Source organism: Arthrobacter sp. Y3225209, from assembly GCF_059090685.1.
In genome coordinates this window covers 1-16,407 of the sequence record NZ_JBNHFW010000017.1, presented here as the reverse complement: position 1 = coordinate 16,407, position 16,407 = coordinate 1, and the positions used below count along the sequence as shown (strand labels likewise).

The 16,407-nt window shown below is 67.4% G+C and carries 17 protein-coding genes; 3 read left to right on the top strand and 14 right to left on the bottom strand.

What is annotated here, in order from left to right; translation table 11 throughout:
* Positions 1-88: 88 nt before the first annotated feature.
* Positions 89-361 (top strand): GlsB/YeaQ/YmgE family stress response membrane protein, encoded by a 273-nt coding sequence (locus AC5RVB_RS10675; RefSeq protein ID WP_227902169.1) that lies wholly within the window; start codon positions 89-91, stop codon positions 359-361.
* 140 nt (positions 362-501) lie between these two features.
* On the opposite strand, the gene AC5RVB_RS10670 is transcribed toward AC5RVB_RS10675, so the two are convergent.
* The gene (locus tag AC5RVB_RS10670; RefSeq protein ID WP_227927987.1) at positions 502-759 is read right to left on the bottom strand and encodes a hypothetical protein; all 258 of its coding nucleotides are present in this window, start codon (positions 757-759) and stop codon (positions 502-504) included.
* 145 nt (positions 760-904) lie between these two features.
* Here AC5RVB_RS10670 and AC5RVB_RS10665 point away from each other — a divergent pair, with 145 nt between their 5' ends.
* Positions 905-1,405 carry a DinB family protein gene (locus tag AC5RVB_RS10665; RefSeq protein WP_227927986.1) on the top strand — a complete coding sequence of 167 codons (501 nt, stop codon included), beginning with the start codon at positions 905-907 and terminating at the stop codon, positions 1,403-1,405.
* Here the strand turns inward: AC5RVB_RS10665 and AC5RVB_RS10660 are convergent.
* The 8 genes from AC5RVB_RS10660 to AC5RVB_RS10625 all read right to left on the bottom strand — a co-directional run bounded on the left by AC5RVB_RS10660 (position 1,402) and on the right by AC5RVB_RS10625 (position 9,948).
* Entirely contained in the window at positions 1,402-1,956 is a 555-nt protein-coding gene (locus tag AC5RVB_RS10660) for a GNAT family N-acetyltransferase (RefSeq protein ID WP_227927985.1), read from the bottom strand. The genes AC5RVB_RS10665 and AC5RVB_RS10660 overlap by 4 nt on opposite strands.
* Positions 1,957-2,012: 56 nt before the next feature.
* Complete coding sequence (locus AC5RVB_RS10655; protein WP_494142668.1) at positions 2,013-2,438, bottom strand: SRPBCC domain-containing protein; 426 nt, start codon at positions 2,436-2,438, stop codon at positions 2,013-2,015.
* A 247-nt stretch (positions 2,439-2,685) separates the two neighbouring features.
* A complete protein-coding gene (locus AC5RVB_RS10650) occupies positions 2,686-4,017 on the bottom strand; it encodes an HRDC domain-containing protein (protein WP_227927983.1) in 1,332 nt (443 codons plus the stop codon).
* A gap of 51 nt (positions 4,018-4,068) precedes the next feature.
* Entirely contained in the window at positions 4,069-4,692 is a 624-nt protein-coding gene (locus AC5RVB_RS10645; protein ID WP_227928084.1) for a DUF3000 domain-containing protein, read from the bottom strand.
* Between the two features lie 123 nt (positions 4,693-4,815).
* Positions 4,816-5,898 (bottom strand): threonine aldolase family protein, encoded by a 1,083-nt coding sequence (locus AC5RVB_RS10640; protein WP_494142667.1) that lies wholly within the window; start codon positions 5,896-5,898, stop codon positions 4,816-4,818.
* Between the two features lie 45 nt (positions 5,899-5,943).
* Entirely contained in the window at positions 5,944-6,711 is a 768-nt protein-coding gene (locus AC5RVB_RS10635) for an SDR family oxidoreductase (protein WP_227927981.1), read from the bottom strand.
* Positions 6,708-8,138, bottom strand: coding sequence for a DUF6421 family protein (locus AC5RVB_RS10630; protein WP_227927980.1), 1,431 nt, complete (start codon positions 8,136-8,138; stop codon positions 6,708-6,710). The genes AC5RVB_RS10635 and AC5RVB_RS10630 overlap by 4 nt, the downstream gene beginning before the upstream one ends.
* 181 nt (positions 8,139-8,319) lie before the next feature.
* Positions 8,320-9,948, bottom strand: coding sequence for a peptide chain release factor 3 (locus tag AC5RVB_RS10625; RefSeq protein ID WP_227927979.1), 1,629 nt, complete (start codon positions 9,946-9,948; stop codon positions 8,320-8,322).
* A gap of 285 nt (positions 9,949-10,233) precedes the next feature.
* Between AC5RVB_RS10625 and AC5RVB_RS10620 the strand changes: the two genes are divergently transcribed.
* The gene (locus AC5RVB_RS10620; RefSeq protein ID WP_227927978.1) at positions 10,234-11,400 is read left to right on the top strand and encodes an acetyl-CoA C-acetyltransferase; all 1,167 of its coding nucleotides are present in this window, start codon (positions 10,234-10,236) and stop codon (positions 11,398-11,400) included.
* Positions 11,401-11,469: 69 nt separating this feature from the next.
* Here AC5RVB_RS10620 and AC5RVB_RS10615 read toward each other — a convergent pair whose 3' ends face one another.
* From AC5RVB_RS10615 to AC5RVB_RS10595, 5 genes are all read right to left on the bottom strand, one after another.
* On the bottom strand, positions 11,470-11,652 hold the full coding sequence (locus tag AC5RVB_RS10615) for a hypothetical protein (RefSeq protein WP_494142666.1): 183 nt from the start codon (positions 11,650-11,652) through the stop codon (positions 11,470-11,472).
* A gap of 23 nt (positions 11,653-11,675) precedes the next feature.
* On the bottom strand, positions 11,676-12,134 hold the full coding sequence (locus tag AC5RVB_RS10610) for a ribosomal maturation YjgA family protein (protein ID WP_494142665.1): 459 nt from the start codon (positions 12,132-12,134) through the stop codon (positions 11,676-11,678).
* A gap of 440 nt (positions 12,135-12,574) precedes the next feature.
* Positions 12,575-13,174, bottom strand: coding sequence for a V-type ATP synthase subunit D (locus tag AC5RVB_RS10605; protein ID WP_227902157.1), 600 nt, complete (start codon positions 13,172-13,174; stop codon positions 12,575-12,577).
* Positions 13,175-13,187: 13 nt separating this feature from the next.
* Positions 13,188-14,600 carry a V-type ATP synthase subunit B gene (locus AC5RVB_RS10600; protein ID WP_227902156.1) on the bottom strand — a complete coding sequence of 471 codons (1,413 nt, stop codon included), beginning with the start codon at positions 14,598-14,600 and terminating at the stop codon, positions 13,188-13,190.
* A partial coding sequence (locus tag AC5RVB_RS10595; protein ID WP_494142664.1) for a V-type ATP synthase subunit A occupies positions 14,593-16,407 on the bottom strand: 1,815 nt, incomplete at its 5' end. The genes AC5RVB_RS10600 and AC5RVB_RS10595, both read right to left, overlap by 8 nt.

Sequence of the window (16,407 nt, the reverse complement as noted above, 5' to 3'; positions counted from 1 at the left end):
TCTAGGATTGAAGGCAGAATAGCTCTCCGGAAGCCTGGACAACCGCTTGGACTTCCGTTGTGTACACCGTTACGAAGGGATCAGGATCATGATCGGATTCATCATCGCAGGGCTAATCATCGGAGCGCTGGCGCGGCTGATCAAGCCCGGCAAGCAGAACCTGGGTATCCTGGCAACCCTGCTGCTCGGCCTGGCAGGTTCCGTCATCGGTGGCGTGATCGCCAATCTGCTGGGTACGGGTGACATTTTTGAACTCAATGTCTTCGGCTTCATCATCGCAGTTGTTGCAGCTGTACTGCTCGTGGGGACCGCTGAAGCTATTGCCGGCCGGAACAAGGGCAACTCCCAGATCCGCCGGTAAACCCGGCCGCACCCCGGGGGACAAACCCCGGAGACCTCAGCCCCAAAAACAAGCCGTCCCGGCTCCACCGCATCATGCTGTGGGGCCGGGACGGTTTTTTATCTGACGTTTCTTTCCAAGTGTGTGCGCCGGCGGCCGGATCAGGCAGGCAGCGATTCCGGAGCCGGGTAACCGCCAGCGGCTTCGGCCGGGGCAGTGCCGGGAGTGATGTCTGCGGGGCGCATGCTGCGCTCCTCAAGCTCAGCGGAGAGGGAGAGATAGAAGCCGAAGAGGCCCTCGATGAGCGGCCCTTCTTCCAACTGGTTGAACGCCTGGTCACACAGTGCTTCGAGGCTGCTGGTGTTCATGGCGGCGAAATCGGGAAACAGGTCGACGTGGGTGATCGGGGCATGGGTCATAAAGTGTCCTCACAAAAGAACCAATGGTCCACGTCTTAAACCACAGAGGTTTCCACCGTATCGGGTTCCCCGGTTCCTGTAAATGCCGGTCAAAGGGCACGGCGCGTATCCGGCTCCGGCCGGCATTCGGCGCTAGATTGAGGGCATGCAAACCGATAACCGGGTCGACCCGCCCGAGACAGCCGGGGAACTCGAGACCCTGACCGGATTCCTGGACTACTTTCGGGACACCGTGGTGATGAAGGCCTCCGGGCTGACCGACGCGCAGGGCGCAAAGCAGCTGCTGCCCTCCATCACCACCGTCTCCGGGCTGGTCCGCCATCTTGCCGACGTGGAACGTTTTTGGTTTCAGGGGCGAATCGACGGACAGCCGGACGTACGCACCAGATGGTCCGATGAAGATCCGGACGGCGAATTCCGGGTCAGCGACGAGGACAGCCTGGCCGGCATTATCGCCGACTACGAATCGGCCTGTGCCGGGTCACGAGCCGTGCTGTTGAACTATGCCCTGGAGGACCGCTGCCGCGGCGGCGAAGGCCGGCAGACAGTCCGCTGGGTACTGGTCCACATGATCGAGGAAACCGGCCGGCACTGCGGCCATCTGGACATCCTGCGCGAGTTGCTGGACGGCTCCACCGGAGACTAGCCGGCGGTGATCCCGCTCCGCGGACCGCCTCCGCGGGACCGCGTCCAGAAGAGCATCTCGACCGGGTGCCTGCGCTGGGACTGGCGTTCGGTACGGATGGGGCGGAATCCCGCCCGGCGGGCCACGGCTTCACTTTGGACGTTGCCCACGATGGTCCGCAGGACAACGGTCGGGAAGCCTCCCGCCAGCGCCCAGTCACTAAGTCCCCGGGCCGCTGCCGTGGCGGCTCCCCGCCCCCGCCCGGCCGGCAACAGCGCATACATGATTTCGGGGGTATCGTGCACAGTGCTGGAAATGCCTGCAGTACCGAGCACCTGGTCGCCGTCGCAGAGGGCGTAGCGTGCCAGCAGGTTCTCCCGGCGGGCTGCCGCTGCCCGCTCCACCCGCCGTCGGGCGTTATCTGCGCTGAGGTATGCGGGAAACAAAGTCCAGCGGATGACGTCCTCGTCCCGGGACAGCTCCTGCTCCAGGTGCCAGTCTGATGCCGTGAGGATCCGAAGCGTGAATCGCCCCAGTTGGAGTGAGTCCGGCGTCGCCGTAATTAGGGGCATCCGCCATTATTGCGCCGTCCTCAGCGGCTCCCCAACCCCTCACCGGTTCAGCGGTGTCACGCCACCGGAAATGATTCCAGCATGGCCTTCAACCCGGCATAAATGCCCGGGGTGTCGTGGTCAACCGAGATGGCCGACGCCCCGTAGAGCCCGGTGATTCGGACGGTGAGTTCACAGCCTTCTCCGGCATGTTCCAAGGTGTATTCCAGGACGCCCGGAGACTCGGCGGACACTGTACCGTTCCACTGCGGATTGAAGGTCAGGGCCAGCCGGACCGGTTCCTCCACCGCCAGGACGGTGCCGATGATCAGGTCCTCACCGTCGTAGGCCATGGTGTACGTGCTGCCCTCCGACAAGGGTCCGGAGAGCGTTGAGTCCCACATCCAGGGGCGGGGAACCCCGGTTGCAGTGAGCTCTGCCCACACCCGCTCGGATGGACAGGCAATGCGGGTCCGGTAAAGAGTCTCCGATATGTTGCCCATGGCCTGCCTCCTGTGCCGGTGCCGCGCGTCTGCAGCATGTCTGCGGCGACGATAAACCAGGCAGCACCCGGACCGCTATCCCGAGGTGCTGCCTGTGGATAGCACTCAGTTCCCTCTGCTGGGCGGATCCACCGGATGCAGTTCGGTACGGACGGCGTCCAAGTACCGCACCGGCGCAACCAATTAGATGACCGCGACGCCGATCCCGGCAAGCGCTGCCCGCCTAGTCAACGGATAGGCTGCCGGCTTACCGCTGCCGTGCGGAAGTACGGGCTCCGGCCGCGGATTTCTCCTCGGACGGCTTCTCCACCAGGGGATCAGGGTCCAGGAAGGCGACGGTCAGTACCGCAGCGGTCTCCCGGATCTGCCACTCCCTGGCACCCAGCCCGCGCAGCGCGGCGCTGATGGTGTCCAGGTTGATCTCCGCCGGCGGACGCCAGGCCAGCCGGCGCAGGTGATCCGGGGTAAGCAGGTTTTCCAGCGGCAGATTCAGTTTTTCCGCCAGTGCGGTCAGCCGCGGCTTGGCGGTCTGCAGCCGGGCAGCGGCCGCCGGGTCGTTTTTCGCCCAGACGCGCGGGGGTGGCGGGGCGTGGGTAGGGATGTGCAGCGGGGGAAGGTCGGTGGTGGAGCGGGCAGCGGAAATGCAGCGCAGCCAGCGCGGGGCTTCCTTCTGCGCTGCACGGCCGTGGAATCCCGGGGTCTTCAGCAGCTGGGGGACCGTGGCGGGCATGGCGCGGGCGGCGGCCACAATAGCCGAGTCCGGTATCAGCCGGCCCGGCGCGGTGTCGCGCAGTTCGGCCAGGTGTTCGCGCTCGGTCCACAGCTCACGGACGGCGGCGAGCTGGCGGCGGTCCCGGAGCTGGTGCATGCCGGAGGTGCGGCGCCAGGGATCGACCCGGGGCGGGGCCGGCGGAGCGGTGCGGATGGCTTCAAACTCTTCCTCGGCCAGTTCGAGCTTGCCTGCCTCGTCCAGCACACGGATCAGTTCCACCCGCAGCTCTGCGAGGACTTCGACGTCGAGCGCCGCGTAACGCAGCCACGGCTCGGGCAGGGGCCGGGTGGACCAGTCAGCAGCGGAGTGCTCCTTGGCCAGGGAGAAACCCAGCAGGGTTTCGATCACTGCAGCCAGGCCCACACGGGGCAGTCCGGCCAGCCGGGCGGCAAGTTCGGTGTCGAAGAGCTTGTCCGGCCACATGCCCAGCGCAGACAGGCAGGGCAGGTCCTGGGTGGCGGCGTGCAGTATCCACTCCACCCCGCTCAGGGCCTCGTTGATAATCCGCAGGTCCCCGAAGGCTTCGGGGTCGATCAGCCAGGTTCCGGCGCCTTCACGGCGGATCTGGACGAGAAAGGCGCGCTGTCCGTAGCGGAACCCGGAAGCCCGTTCGGCATCCACACCGGCGGGGCCGGTGCCGGCGGCCAGGGCTGCCGCAGCCCGTTCCAATCCGCGGGGAGAGTCGATGACCAGCGGCACACCGTCCCGGGGGGTTTCAAGTACCGGAAGCGGCTCCGGCGGTTCCCCGGCCTCGGCTGGTGCGGAGCTGGACGGGTCTGCGGCCTTGCCGGATATATGCGCGGTCATAAGGATTCCATTCTACCGACGAAGCCGGGGGCAGCGGACAGGACGGCGGCCCTAGCTGCGCCGGCGGCCCGGAAGGGGAGTGACGCCGTCGGGCAGCGGGGGCAGCCCGGCGAAGGTGCAAACCATGTCCGACCACGCTTCCAGATGGGACTGCACATCGGCACCAGCCGGCGTCCAGGACGCCCGCAGCTCAATATCGATCGAGTCGTCCCTGCCCTCGAGGGTGCCGTAGCTTTCCGAAAGCACCCGGGTGGCTGTGCCGCCGGCCAGTGAATAGGGCGCTCCGTGTTCCTCCAGCGCTTCCACCAGCCAGGTCCAGGCCACCGAGCCCAGCAGCTGGTCATTGCCCATGTCCGGCTCCAGTTCGGCGCGGATGTAGGTCACAATCCGGAAGGTTCCGTTCCAGACGGGTGAGCCGGCCGGATCATGGAGCAGGATGAACCGCCCCGTGGCCAGCTCCAGCTGTTCGGGGATCTGCAGGGCGGCCGGGCCATGCAGGCTGGTGGGCCCGGCGGGACCCGGCGCCAGCACCTCTGCGCCCAGCGAAACAGCGTACGGGGCCAGGCGCGTGGGGGCGGGGATTTCCTCGAGTTTCAGTTCCGCCCGGCAGGTGGCCCGGCGCAGCGCGCCGAGGGCCGTCAGGAAATCCGGGGGCACCTGGGAAAGGTCACCTATTGCACTCACCTCCGCAGACTATGGCCTGCGGAACATTGCCGCCGACGCAGGCTCGCCGGTGTGGCCGTTTCGTTACCTGCCGTCCGCGGCGCAAATGCGGACGGACGGCAGGCTGAAGCGGATTTAGTGCGTGCCCAGCGGTGCCGGATCGGCGGCAACTTCACGGGCGATGGCTTCGGCAAAGGCATCGATATCGTCCTCGGAAGTATCGAAGGTGCACATCCAGCGCACCTCGCCGGTGGACTGGTCCCAGTCATAGAACCGGAAGTCGCTGCGCAGCCGGTCGGCGACGCCGGCGGGCAGCTTGGCGAACACGGCATTGGACTGCGTGGCCTGGGTGATCTCCACGCCGTCGATCTTCTCCACCGCGGCACGCAGGCGCTGCGCCATGGCGTTGGCGTGCGACGCCGAGCGGTGCCACAGATTCGTGCCGTACAGGGTGACGAACTGGGCGGAGATGAAGCGCATCTTAGAGGCCAGCTGCATGTTCATCTTGCGCAGGTAGTCCAGGCCCGGGGAGGCCTCCGGGTCGAAGGTGATGATGCATTCGCCGTACATCATGCCGTTCTTGGTGCCGCCCAGGGACAGGATGTCCACACCGGCGTCGGCCGTCATTTCCTTGAAGGAGACCCCAAGGCTGGCTGCGGCGTTGCCCAGGCGGGCGCCGTCCATGTGCAGCTTCATGCCGCGGGCGTGGATGTGCTCGGCAATGGCGGTGATTTCCTCCACGGTGTAGAGGGTGCCAAGCTCGGTGGACTGGGTGATGGACACGGCCAGCGGCTGGGCGCGGTGCTCATCGCCCCAGCCCCAGGCCTCGCGGTCGATCAGTTCGGGGGTGAGCTTGCCGTCATCGGTGGGGATGCCCAGCAGCTTCATCCCGCCGATGCGTTCGGGGGCGCCGTTTTCATCCACGTTGATGTGCGCCGTCGTCGGGCAGATCACCGCGCCCCAGCGGGGCAGCAGGGACTGCAGCGCGGTCACGTTGGCGCCGGTGCCGTTGAAGACGGGGAAGGCACGGATGCGGCTGCCGAACTGGTCCGTCATGACCTCGCGGAGTTTGGCCGTGTAGACGTCTTCGCCGTAGGCCACCTGGTGGCCCTGGTTGGCGGCAGTCAGTGCTGCCAGGATTTCCGGATGGACACCGGAGTAGTTGTCGGAGGCGAAGGCCCGGATGGTGGTGTCGTGCAGGGGGAGAATGTCAGTCACGGTTCCTAGTATCTCTTACGTTGGTGTTGCGCAGGTTACTTTTTCCTAGCCGGTGAGGTAGATCCGCTGTCCGTTGATGTCGCCGGCTTCCTGACCAAAGAGCCGGACGACGGCGCCGGCCAGGTCTGCGACGTCGGTGGCGCCTTTGAAGGTCCGTTCCGGGGAGGACCGCCGCTGCCCGTCATCCACCAGCGATTTCACCACAAACACCACGGCGGCGGAACGCTGGGGTTCGGGGTTTTCCCTGCGCCCCGACTGGGCCCGCCGGAACCCGGCGGCAATGGCCCGCACCCAGGCATCCGCTGCTGCCTTGGCCGCGGCATAGCCGGCACCGCCGGCGGTGGGGGTGTCCACCGCGGTGGCTGACACGATGGCCAGCCGGCCGTTCGGGGAAGCGGCCAGCTGGTCATAAAAGCTGCGGCTGACGTTGCGCAGGGTGCCCAGGATGTTCGTTTCCAGGAAATCCCAGTCCTCCTCGGACTGCGTGGTGATCCCCGCGCCGGCACGCCAGCCGCCCACCAGGTGGATCAGGCCGTCGATCCCGCCGTAGCTCTCCTGCATGTCCGAGGCCAGGGCCGCGACCTCCCCGGCGTCGGCGAGGTCGCAGGTGCGCAGATCGGCGTTGTTGAGCCCGAACAGCGTGTTTTCCAGCCGGGCCGCGTCGCGGCCAACGGCCACCACCTTGGCACCGGCGGCGTCGAGCGCCTGGCACACCGCGGTGCCGGAGGCACTCCCGGCACCGGCCACGAGGACGGTCAGGCCCTTCGCGGACGCGGTGTCCCGGCCTGGCGCGGTGCCCCGTTCGGAGCTCATGCGGTGTGCTCTCCTGCGGGTGCGCCGGACGGGGTGGCCGTGGCTCCGGTGATCCCGGAGGTGGACTCGATAACCGGAGCCATTTTCTTGGACAGGGCCTCATAGAACATGGACAGCGGGAACTCGTCATCGAGCACCTGGTCGGTGAGGCCGCGCGGCGGTCCGTCCAGCGGCAGCGCCTGCGGACCCTGTGCCCAGACGGACGCCGGGTGCGGCGTCAGGGTTGCCGACACCAGGTCGTAGGCCGCGAGCCAGTGCGCGGTCTTGGGGCGGTCGATGGAACGCCAGTAGAGTTCCTCGATCCGGGCGCCAAGCCGGACAACGACGTCGGCGGCATCTTCCCAGTCGATGCTCAGTTTGCCGTCGGTCCAGTGCAGTACATGGTTCTGGTGCATCCAGGCGAAGAGCAGCTGGCCGCCGAGGCCGTCATAGTTGCGCACCCGGCTGCCGGTGATGGCGAAGCGGAAGATGCGGTCGAAGATCACTGCGTACTGGACCAGGCGGGCGTGCCGGCGGGTCTCCGCGGGTGCCTCCTCGTCGCGCTGGATTTTTACCGCTTCACGGAACGCGGTCAGGTCGCAGCGCAGTTCCTCCAGCGAGTACAGGAAGTAGGGCATGCGCTGCTTGATCATGAACGGGTCAAAGGGAAGGTCGCCGCGCATGTGGGTGCGGTCGTGGATGAGGTCCCACATGATGAAGGTTTCCTCGGTCAGCTTCTGGTCCTCCAGAAGTTCCGCGGCTTCGGCCGGCAGCTGCAGGGAGGTGATGTCCGCTGCCGCGGCAAGGACGCGGCGGAAACGGGCGGCTTCCCGGTCCGCGAAGATGGCGCCCCAGGTGAAGGACGGGGTTTCCCGCACTGCTACGGTTTCCGGGAACAGGACAGCGGAATTGGTGTCATAGCCCGGGGTGAAGTCCAGGAACCGAATCGGGACGAAGAGTCCGTTGGAGTACTCACCGGCCTCGAGTTCGGCCACGAACTCCGGCCAGATGACCTCGATCAGCACAGCCTCCACGAGGCGGTTGGAGCTGCCGTTCTGCGTGTACATGGGAAAGACCACCAGGTGCGCCAGGCCGTCAACACGCTCGCGCTGCGGCTGGAAGGCCATCAGCGAGTCCAGGAAATCCGGCTCGGTCTCCAGGCCGGCAGCAACCCAGCGTTCGAAGTCGGCGACAACGAGGCGGAGGTACTCCTCATCATGCGGGAAGGCGGGGGCCAGGGCGGTGATGGCTGCGCAGATGGTGCCGATCAGCTCCACGGCCCGGTCATGGTGCGGGGCGTCCACGGAACCGTTTTTGTTCTGCAGCGGCTGCAGATCGGTGGCAGCCTGTTTCAGGGTCAGCCAGGCGTCGGTTCCGGCGGGGGCGGTGCCCGCCGGAACTGCGTCGATGTCGGGGCGGTTGAGCGCGGAAAATGCTGGGGAGGACATGGCTGTGACCTTCCGGGGGAGGGGCCGTCCCGTGGGGGTGGGGTGGCAGCTGGACTGATTAGCCGCCAGCATACTCACGTATTCCTAACGCTTACCGAAGAACAGCCCACACGTAAGTACCTCTTATGCTCGTGTGGTGCCCGTCACGCCAAAGCTTTAGTACCTCTTCGCCTGCAGACGGCTAGTAGCCGCGGCTGTTCGGGGATTCGGTGCCGATGACGGTCAGCGAAACCTCGGGGTGGTTCTTCTCCACCCGGCGCAGCGCCCATACGTCATTGAAAACGGCCACGTACGCGCCGTCGGTCCGCTCCAGCACCTCGGCGCCGTGCACGTTGGAGAGAATCTCCGCAGCATCGGGCGTGGTGAGCCGGGCCAGTGAGTAGGAAAGCTGCTCGTAGCGCATGGGGGCGTTGAAGTCCTGCGTCATGCGGTCCTCCACCACCTCGAACTGCATGGGGCCGACGGCGGCAAGCACCGGCGCCTGGTCGCCGCGGCGGTCCGAGCGCAGCACCTGGATGATGCCCTCGTGCTCGAGCTGGTCGATGCCCCGGCGGAACTGCTTGTAACGGCTGGGATCCTGGGAACGGGCCACGCGGAAGTGCTCGGGGGAGAAGAACGGGATGGGCGGGTATTCCACCGGTTCCTCCACGTACAGGCTGTCGCCCACCCGCAGTGCGGAGGCGTTGACCAGCCCGACGACGTCGCCCGGGTAGGCCTGGTCGATCACTTCGCGTTCGCGGCCAAAGAGGTGCTGGGCGTACTTGGTGGCGAAGGTCTTGCCGGTGTTGGAATGCGTGACCACCATGCCGCGCTCGAAGATGCCGGAGCAGACCCGGATGAAAGCCACGTGGTCACGGTGCGCGCGGTTCATGCCGGCCTGGACCTTGAAGACGAACCCGGAGAAGGGTGCGTCCACGGGGCGAAGTCCGCCGTCCTTGTCCTCGCGGGCGGAGGCCGAGGGGGCCAGGTCCACCAGGGTGTCCAGGATCTGCTTGACGCCGAAGTTCAGGGCAGCCGAGGAGAAGAGGATGGGGGTGGCCTTGGCGTTCAGGAAAGCGTCACGGTCGAAGTCGCGGCCGTCGATGACCAGTTCGGCCTCGTCCAGCGAATCGGTCCACACATCGCCTTCACGCTCGAGCGCCTGTTCCGGGGTGAAGTGTTCTTCCTTGGCCAGGGAGGCACCGGAGTTCTGCCGTTCAAAGTGGACGTATTCGTCCTTCTGCAGGTCCCAGACACCGCGGAAATCGCCGGCGATGCCCACGGCCCAGGTCAGGGGCATGGGGGCCAGGCCGGTGCGTTCGGTGATTTCATCCATCAGGGCCAGCGGATCCAGTCCGGGGCGGTCCCACTTGTTGATCACGGTGATGATGGGCAGGTTCCGGGCGCGGCAGACTTCGAACAGCTTCATGGTCTGGGTTTCCAGGCCCTTGGCGGCGTCCACGAGCATTACGGCGCAGTCCACGGCGGCGAGGACGCGGTAGGTGTCCTCGGAGAAGTCGGCGTGGCCGGGGGTGTCCAGCAGGTTGATCACGGTGTCGCGGTAGGCGAACTGCAGGGCCGTGGAGCTGATGGAGATGCCGCGGTCCTTTTCCATCTGCATCCAGTCGGAGACCGTCTCGCGGCGGTTTTCCTTGCCGTTGGTGGCGCCGGCGGTGCCGATCACCCGGGCGTGCAGGGCCAGCGCCTCGGTGAGCGTGGACTTACCGGCGTCGGGGTGCGAGATGACGGCAAAGGTGCGCCGCCGGGCGGACTCCCGAACGATCTCTTTGGTGGCGGTGGCGCTGACGGTGGTGGAAACCTGTTGTGACACTCCGCTGCTTTCAGACTCTGTGGGTTGGAACTGCTGGGGGACTGCATGTTGTCCGCGCCCGGCAGCCGGCTGCTCAGAACACAGCTTTCTCATTCTACCTGCTGGCTTCCTGCCGCCCGGACAGGGCAGGGATCCTGCCCGGCGGCTGTCCCACACGGACACCGGTGCGCTGGGCCGCGGAGGCATACCGGTGGTCGGGTGCCCGAACCCGCGGTATCGCCTACTGTGGTGCTCAGCACACACCTGGCAACCATCTGCCTTACAACGACGAAAGGCCCTCCCATCATGGCTGAAGCGTTCATTATCGACGCCGTCCGCACACCCGTTGGCAAGCGCAAGGGGGGACTGAGCAGCATCCACCCCGCTGATCTTGCCGCCCATGTCATCGCCGAGACGGTCCGCCGCAGCGGCGTCGATTCCGAGGAATATGACGAGGTGATCCTCGGCGCCATTGACCAGGTCGGTCCTCAGGCCATGGATATTGCCCGCACCTCCTGGCTGGCTGCCGGCCTGTCGGAGCGTGTTCCCGGGACCACCGTGGAGCGGCAGTGCGGCTCCGGCCAGCAGGCGGTTTCCTATGCCGCGCAGGCCGTGATGAGCGGCACCAGCGACCTGGTGATTGCCGGCGGTGTGCAGAGCATGTCCTCCGTGCCCATCGGTTACGCGAATACCGCTGCCAGGGAGCTGGGTTTCCCGGATCCGTTTGCGGGCTCGGTTGGGTGGGAAAAGCGCTACGGCGGTCAGCAGGTTTCACAGTTCATCGGTGCGGAGATGATGGTGAAGCAGTGGGGGCTCAGCCGTGAAGAGATGGAGGACTTCGCCGTCGAGTCCCATGTCCGGGCCATCGCCGCCCAGACAGCGGGACGCTTTGACCGGGAAATCCTCCCGATGAACGGCGTGAGCGCCGATGAAGGGCCGCGGGATCCGGACCGGGCCAAGATCGCCACCCTTGCCCCGCTGGCCGAGGGCGGCTCCCTGACTGCCGCCACGTCGTCGCAGATTTCCGACGCCGCAGCGGTCCTGCTGGTCGCCTCGGAAGACGCGGTGCGGCGGTACGGGCTGAAGCCCCGAGCCCGGATCCACTCAATCTCCGCCCGCGGCGATGATCCGATCATGATGCTGAGTGCGCCCATCGAGGCCACCCGCCATGCCCTGAAGCGCACCGGCATGAGCGTGGAGGACATCGATCTGTTCGAGATCAACGAGGCCTTCGCTTCCGTGGTCCTGGCCTGGCAGCGGGAGATTGGCGTGGATATGGCCAAGGTCAACGTCAACGGCGGCGGCATTTCCCTGGGCCACCCCATCGGGGCCACCGGTGCGAGGATCATGACCACGCTGCTGCACGAACTCGAGCGGACCGGCGGACGCTTCGGGCTGCAGACCATGTGCGAGGGCGGCGGCCAGGCCAATGTCACCATCATTGAACGTCTGGACGAGGGCTTCCGGCTCTAACCGGGTTTCAGCTGTAGAGCCGGGACGTTTCGGCCCGCCAGCTCGACCCGCACACCGTTGGTCAGGTTCCTACTCGGCGGCCTTTGCCACCGAGTAGGAACCGGATCCGGCCGGTGTGGCCACCCAGGACAGCACCGACAGCATGTTGACCATCGCGGCCTCGTTCCGGGCCCCGAGCACGGGAAGGAAGGCGCGGATTACCCGCAGCGTCCCGAACAGGTGGGTCTCCAGATCCGCCCGGATCTCCTCCAAGGGCCTAAGCAGCGTACCGGGAGTCAGGGTGTCCTGTCCTCGTTACTTTGCGGATGTTGCTTCCCGCCGGATTGCGTCCGGCGGGACAGCCCGTGCCCGGCCGTCCGCCCAATCAGCCCGTCGGCCAGGCCTGCAGCCGTCGCGCCGGCCAGATATGCGAGCAGGTCCCAGGCATTGAAGGTGGTGCCCAGCACCAGCCGCAACGGCGGCCACGCCGTGCCCCATTGCGCCGGGTACGGGGTGAGCTGGAACAATTCGATCAGCGTACACAGTGCGACGGCGGCAGCCGCCATCCTCAATCGCTTCGCCCCGGGCAGGGCAAAGGCCAGCAGCAGGTAGATCAGGGCGGCGTACAGGAAGCCCCCGGCGGCGTCGCCCGGGACTCCCGGCAGCCCTGTCCGGACGAACAGGCCCAGCATCAGGACAACGACGGCGGCGCCGGCCAGCGCGGCGCGGCGGCGGGCCGTCCGGCGGGATGGCACGCCAGGGCCTGACCTGGTGCTGCGCGGGACGGCGGGAATCCGGTTGTTCTCCGAGCGGGGCTGTGAAGTATCGATGCGGTCACTGTAGCCCGCCGGGAACCAGGCAGGATCCCGGCGGGGCGTCTCCGGGCAGTCGGGATGGGAAGCAGGCGGGAGCCCGGCTGGGAGCGTCCAGGAAGTCCGCGCAGAAGCACAGGCTCCAATCGAGAAGGCACAAATTACCGATTTTTCGGCGGATAACGGTAATTTGTGCCTTTTCGATCCCGCCAACGGTAAGTTGTGCCTTCTCGATCCGGGCCAGGCAGTTGCACCTCACCTCGGACCGGGCAGCGGTACCCCGACGGCCGGGCCGGTGTCGACTCTGCAGTAGTTACGGGTTTTCGGCCGCGAACGGTAAGAACTGCGGACTCGATGCCTCCCTGCCCCACATCTCCGCTCCGTCACATCAGCCCGGCAGCCCAGCGCAACCGCAGGCTTTCCTCCAGCTCCTGCTCCGCTATGCGCTGCTCGATCGCCTTCAGCTGGTCCTCGAGCAGCGGAATCCACCGGTTCTCCACGGCCCGCTGCCGGGTCCGGGTAGCTGCCAGTTCCTCCGAGACCAGCAGCAGTGCCCGCTGGACGGCCGCAGCGGAGACTGCCGCCTCCAGCGCTTCCCGGTGGGCTGCGGCTGCATATGCCAGGGCCGAACTGCCCCCGGCCGGCGGCGCAGACGGGACGGTACACGTGGCTTCCTCGGGATAGGAGATGCCCATGGCCCCGCCCCACCGCACGCGGACCCGGGCGTCCTGCAGCGGGGCCGCAGCCAGCAGGCGGTCCGCGCCGTCCAGTGCCGTGGTCCGCCGCAGCCACACAGATGCTTCACGGGCCGCTGCTTCCCAGCCCAGCCGTGCGGCGTCGGCCCGCTCAGCCATCCCCTCGATGGAGCGCTGCAGGATCCGCTGCTTGCGGTCCAGCAATTCGGCCCCGCGCCGGGCGGTCGCGAGCCGTCGCTGCACCTCGGACCGTTCGGCCCGGCTGCCTCCGGAGCGGAACCCGCTCACCGCGCCGGTCCCGTCACAGCCGCGCCCCGCCCTCGGGCCCGGGCAGGTACCGGTCAAGGAAGTCCGCCGAAAGCATGGTCAGCTCCCGGCGTGGCAGCAGCGACAGTGCCTGCCACGCCAGGTCCAGGGTCTGCTGCAGGGTGCGCAGCTCGTCCCGGCCCTGGTTGAGCAGCTCCCGTTCCACCACGGTCCGGAACTCGATGTAGGCCTTGTCGGTTTCGCTGAGCGCCGCAGCTCCCACCAGTTCGGCCAGTTCGGAGGCGGAGCGCGCGCGGGACATGGCGGAGAGGATCTGGGCGGCGACGTCGAGGTGGTCCTCACGGGTACGCCCCTTCCCGGCACCGCTGCGCATCAGCCGGGACAGGGAGGACAGGACATCCACGGGCGGGTAAATACCGCGGGCGTCAATGTCGCCGTCGAGCACTACCTGCCCCTCGGTGATGTAACCGGTGAGGTCCGGCACCGGATGGGTGATGTCCCCGGCGGGCATGGTCAGCACCGGCACAATGGTGACCGAGCCTTCGCGGCCCTTAACCCGCCCGCAGCGTTCGTACAGGGTGGCCAGGTCACTGTAGAGGTAGCCGGGGTAGCCGCGGCGGGCCGGTATTTCCCGCCGCGCGGCGGAGACCTCGCGGACTGCCTCCGCGTAGCTGGTCATGTCCGACATCACCACCAGCACATCCGAGCCGTGGTCATAGGCCAGGGACTCCGCGACCGTCAGCGCGATCCGCGGGGTGAGAATGCGTTCAATCACCGGATCATCAGCGGCGTTGAGCAGCAGCACCAGCTCTCCTGCGGCGGAGCGTTCCTCCAGCCGGTCGCGGATGTAGGCAATGTCCGCATGGGTCATGCCCATGGCCGCGAACACCACCCGGAAGGCCCGCCCCGAGGAGGTGGCGGCCTGGGCGGCGATCTGCGTAGCCAGGGTCAGGTGCGGCAGGCCCGGGATGGAGAAGATCGGCAGTTTCTGTCCGCGGACCAGGGTGGTCAGGGCATCCACCACGGAAATGCCGGTGATGACCGGATCCTGCGGCGGTTCCCGGAACACGGGGTTCAGCGGCCAGCCGCCCACCGGAGCGGTTTCCTCGGCAGTAACGGGAGGGCCGCCGTCGAGCGGTTCCCCCCGGCCGTTGCAAACCCTGCCGAGCCACCCGTCTCCCACGGGCACGGAGAGCGGGCGGCCCTGGAAGCGCACTTCCACCCCGCCCAGCGCCATGCCCTCGGTGCCTTCGAAGACCTGCAGGGTGGTTTCGTCCCCGTCGATCTCCAGCACCAGGCCGTGCCGCTGCGCCCCGCCGTCCACCGAGACGGTGGCAAACTCGTCCCAGCCCACGCCGTCGGTGTCGCCCAGGACCAGCAGCGGGCCCCGGAGCTCGCGTACGTCGCTGTGTCCCACCCGGGCCGTGGGGCCGGTGTTGTTAGCCATGGGCTGCTCCCGCCGCTGGTTGCACTGTGGATGGCTGGTCAAGATCCGCTGTCAGCCGGCGCAGGAAGTCCCGGGCGCGCTGCCGGACTCCCTCGGCGTCGGTGGGGCCCGTGTCCTCGCGCAGCCGGAGGACGGGGGAGAAGTCGTAGCGCTCGACGTCGGCCGGCGGCACGCCGCGTCCCACCATCGCCTGGCAGGTATCCACCACATCCAGCACCGTCTGCAGCAGGGCGGCACCCTTGTCCGCGGAGCTGTACCCGTCATTGGGACTGAGCGCATTCTGCAGCAGCACCCCGTCGCGCAGCAGGCGCCCGCCCAGCAGGACCATCTGCTCATGGCCGGGCAGCGAGGAGGCGCCGATGATTTCCGCGAGCGCGGTCAGCCGGTCCGCCTCGGCCAGCAGCAGCGAGGCCCGGGCCCGCCGCGCGGTCCACTGCGGGTCTCCGTGGGCGGAGTACCAGCGGCCCAGTGACTCGGCGTCCCGGGAGAAGGAACCGCGCCAGGAGACGGCGGGGTAGTGCCGTGAGTAAGCCAGATCCCGGTCCAGCAGCCAGAGGGTACGGACAAAGCGCTGGGTACCGGTGGTCACCGGTTCGCTCATGTCCCCGCCGGGAGGGGAGACGGCGCCGATGACGGTAACCGACGCCGTCGCCCCGCCCAGGGTCCGAACCCGGGCCGCCCGCTCGTAGAACGCCGCCAGCTCGCTGGCCAGGGAGGCGGGATAGCCCTCCTCGGCGGGCAGGTCCCCGTTGCGGTTGGCGAATTCACGCAGGGCTTCAGCCCAGCGGGAGGTGGAATCGGCAATCACCACGGCGTCATAGCCCATGTCACGGAAGAACTCGGCAACGGTAACCCCGGAGGCAATGGACGCCTCCCGGGCCATCATCGGCATGTTGGAGGTATTGGCAATGATGACCGTACGGTCAATGAGCTTGCCGCCGGTACGCGGATCATCCAGACCCGAGAGCCCGTCCAGCACGTCCGCCATCTCATTGCCGCGCTCGCCGCAGCCCACGTAGACAATCACGTCCGCGTCCGACCATTTGGCAATCTGCTGCAGCGTCAGCGTTTTGCCGGTGCCGAATCCGCCGGGGACGGCTGCCGCCGCACCGCGCGGAACCGGGAAGAGCAGATCCAGCACACGCTGTCCGGTCTGCAGGGGGACGAGATCGGTAATGCGCTCGCCGAAGGGGCGGGGCCGGTGCACCGGCCAGCGCTGGGCCAGGGTAACCTCCACTCCGCCCACCCGGGCCACCGGGTCCAACGGTCGGACTTTTCCCTGCGCCAGCCAAGCGATTTCCCCGGAGACCGACGGCGGCGACATCACCCGGAATTCAACTGTGCCTGCCGTGGGGACAATACCCAGGACCTGCCCTGCCCGGACCGTGTCCCCGACCGCTACGGAGGGGGTGAAGTCCCATTCGGTTTCCAGCACCGTCGGATCTTCAGTGGAACTCTGCCGCTGCTGGGTGAGCCAGAGCGGGGCGGACGAGAGCGGGCGGAGCAGCCCGTCAAAAACGGTGCCGAGCAGTCCGGGCCCCAGCAGGCCCGCAAGCTGGTGGCCGGTCCGTTCCACCGGGTCACCGTTTTTCAGCCCGCCGGTGTACTCATACGCCTGGACAGTGGCGGTATCCCCGTTGATGGATACCGCCTGGGCGGCAATACCTTCGGGACCCACATTGACCACTTCAAGCATGGTCAGGCCGGGCAGGCCGCGGATTTCAACCAGCGGTCCGCTGACCCGTGTGACCACGCCCGTTTCGCCCCGTGCCTGCCCGGCTGCCGCTCCTCCCGCCGCCGCCGCCGA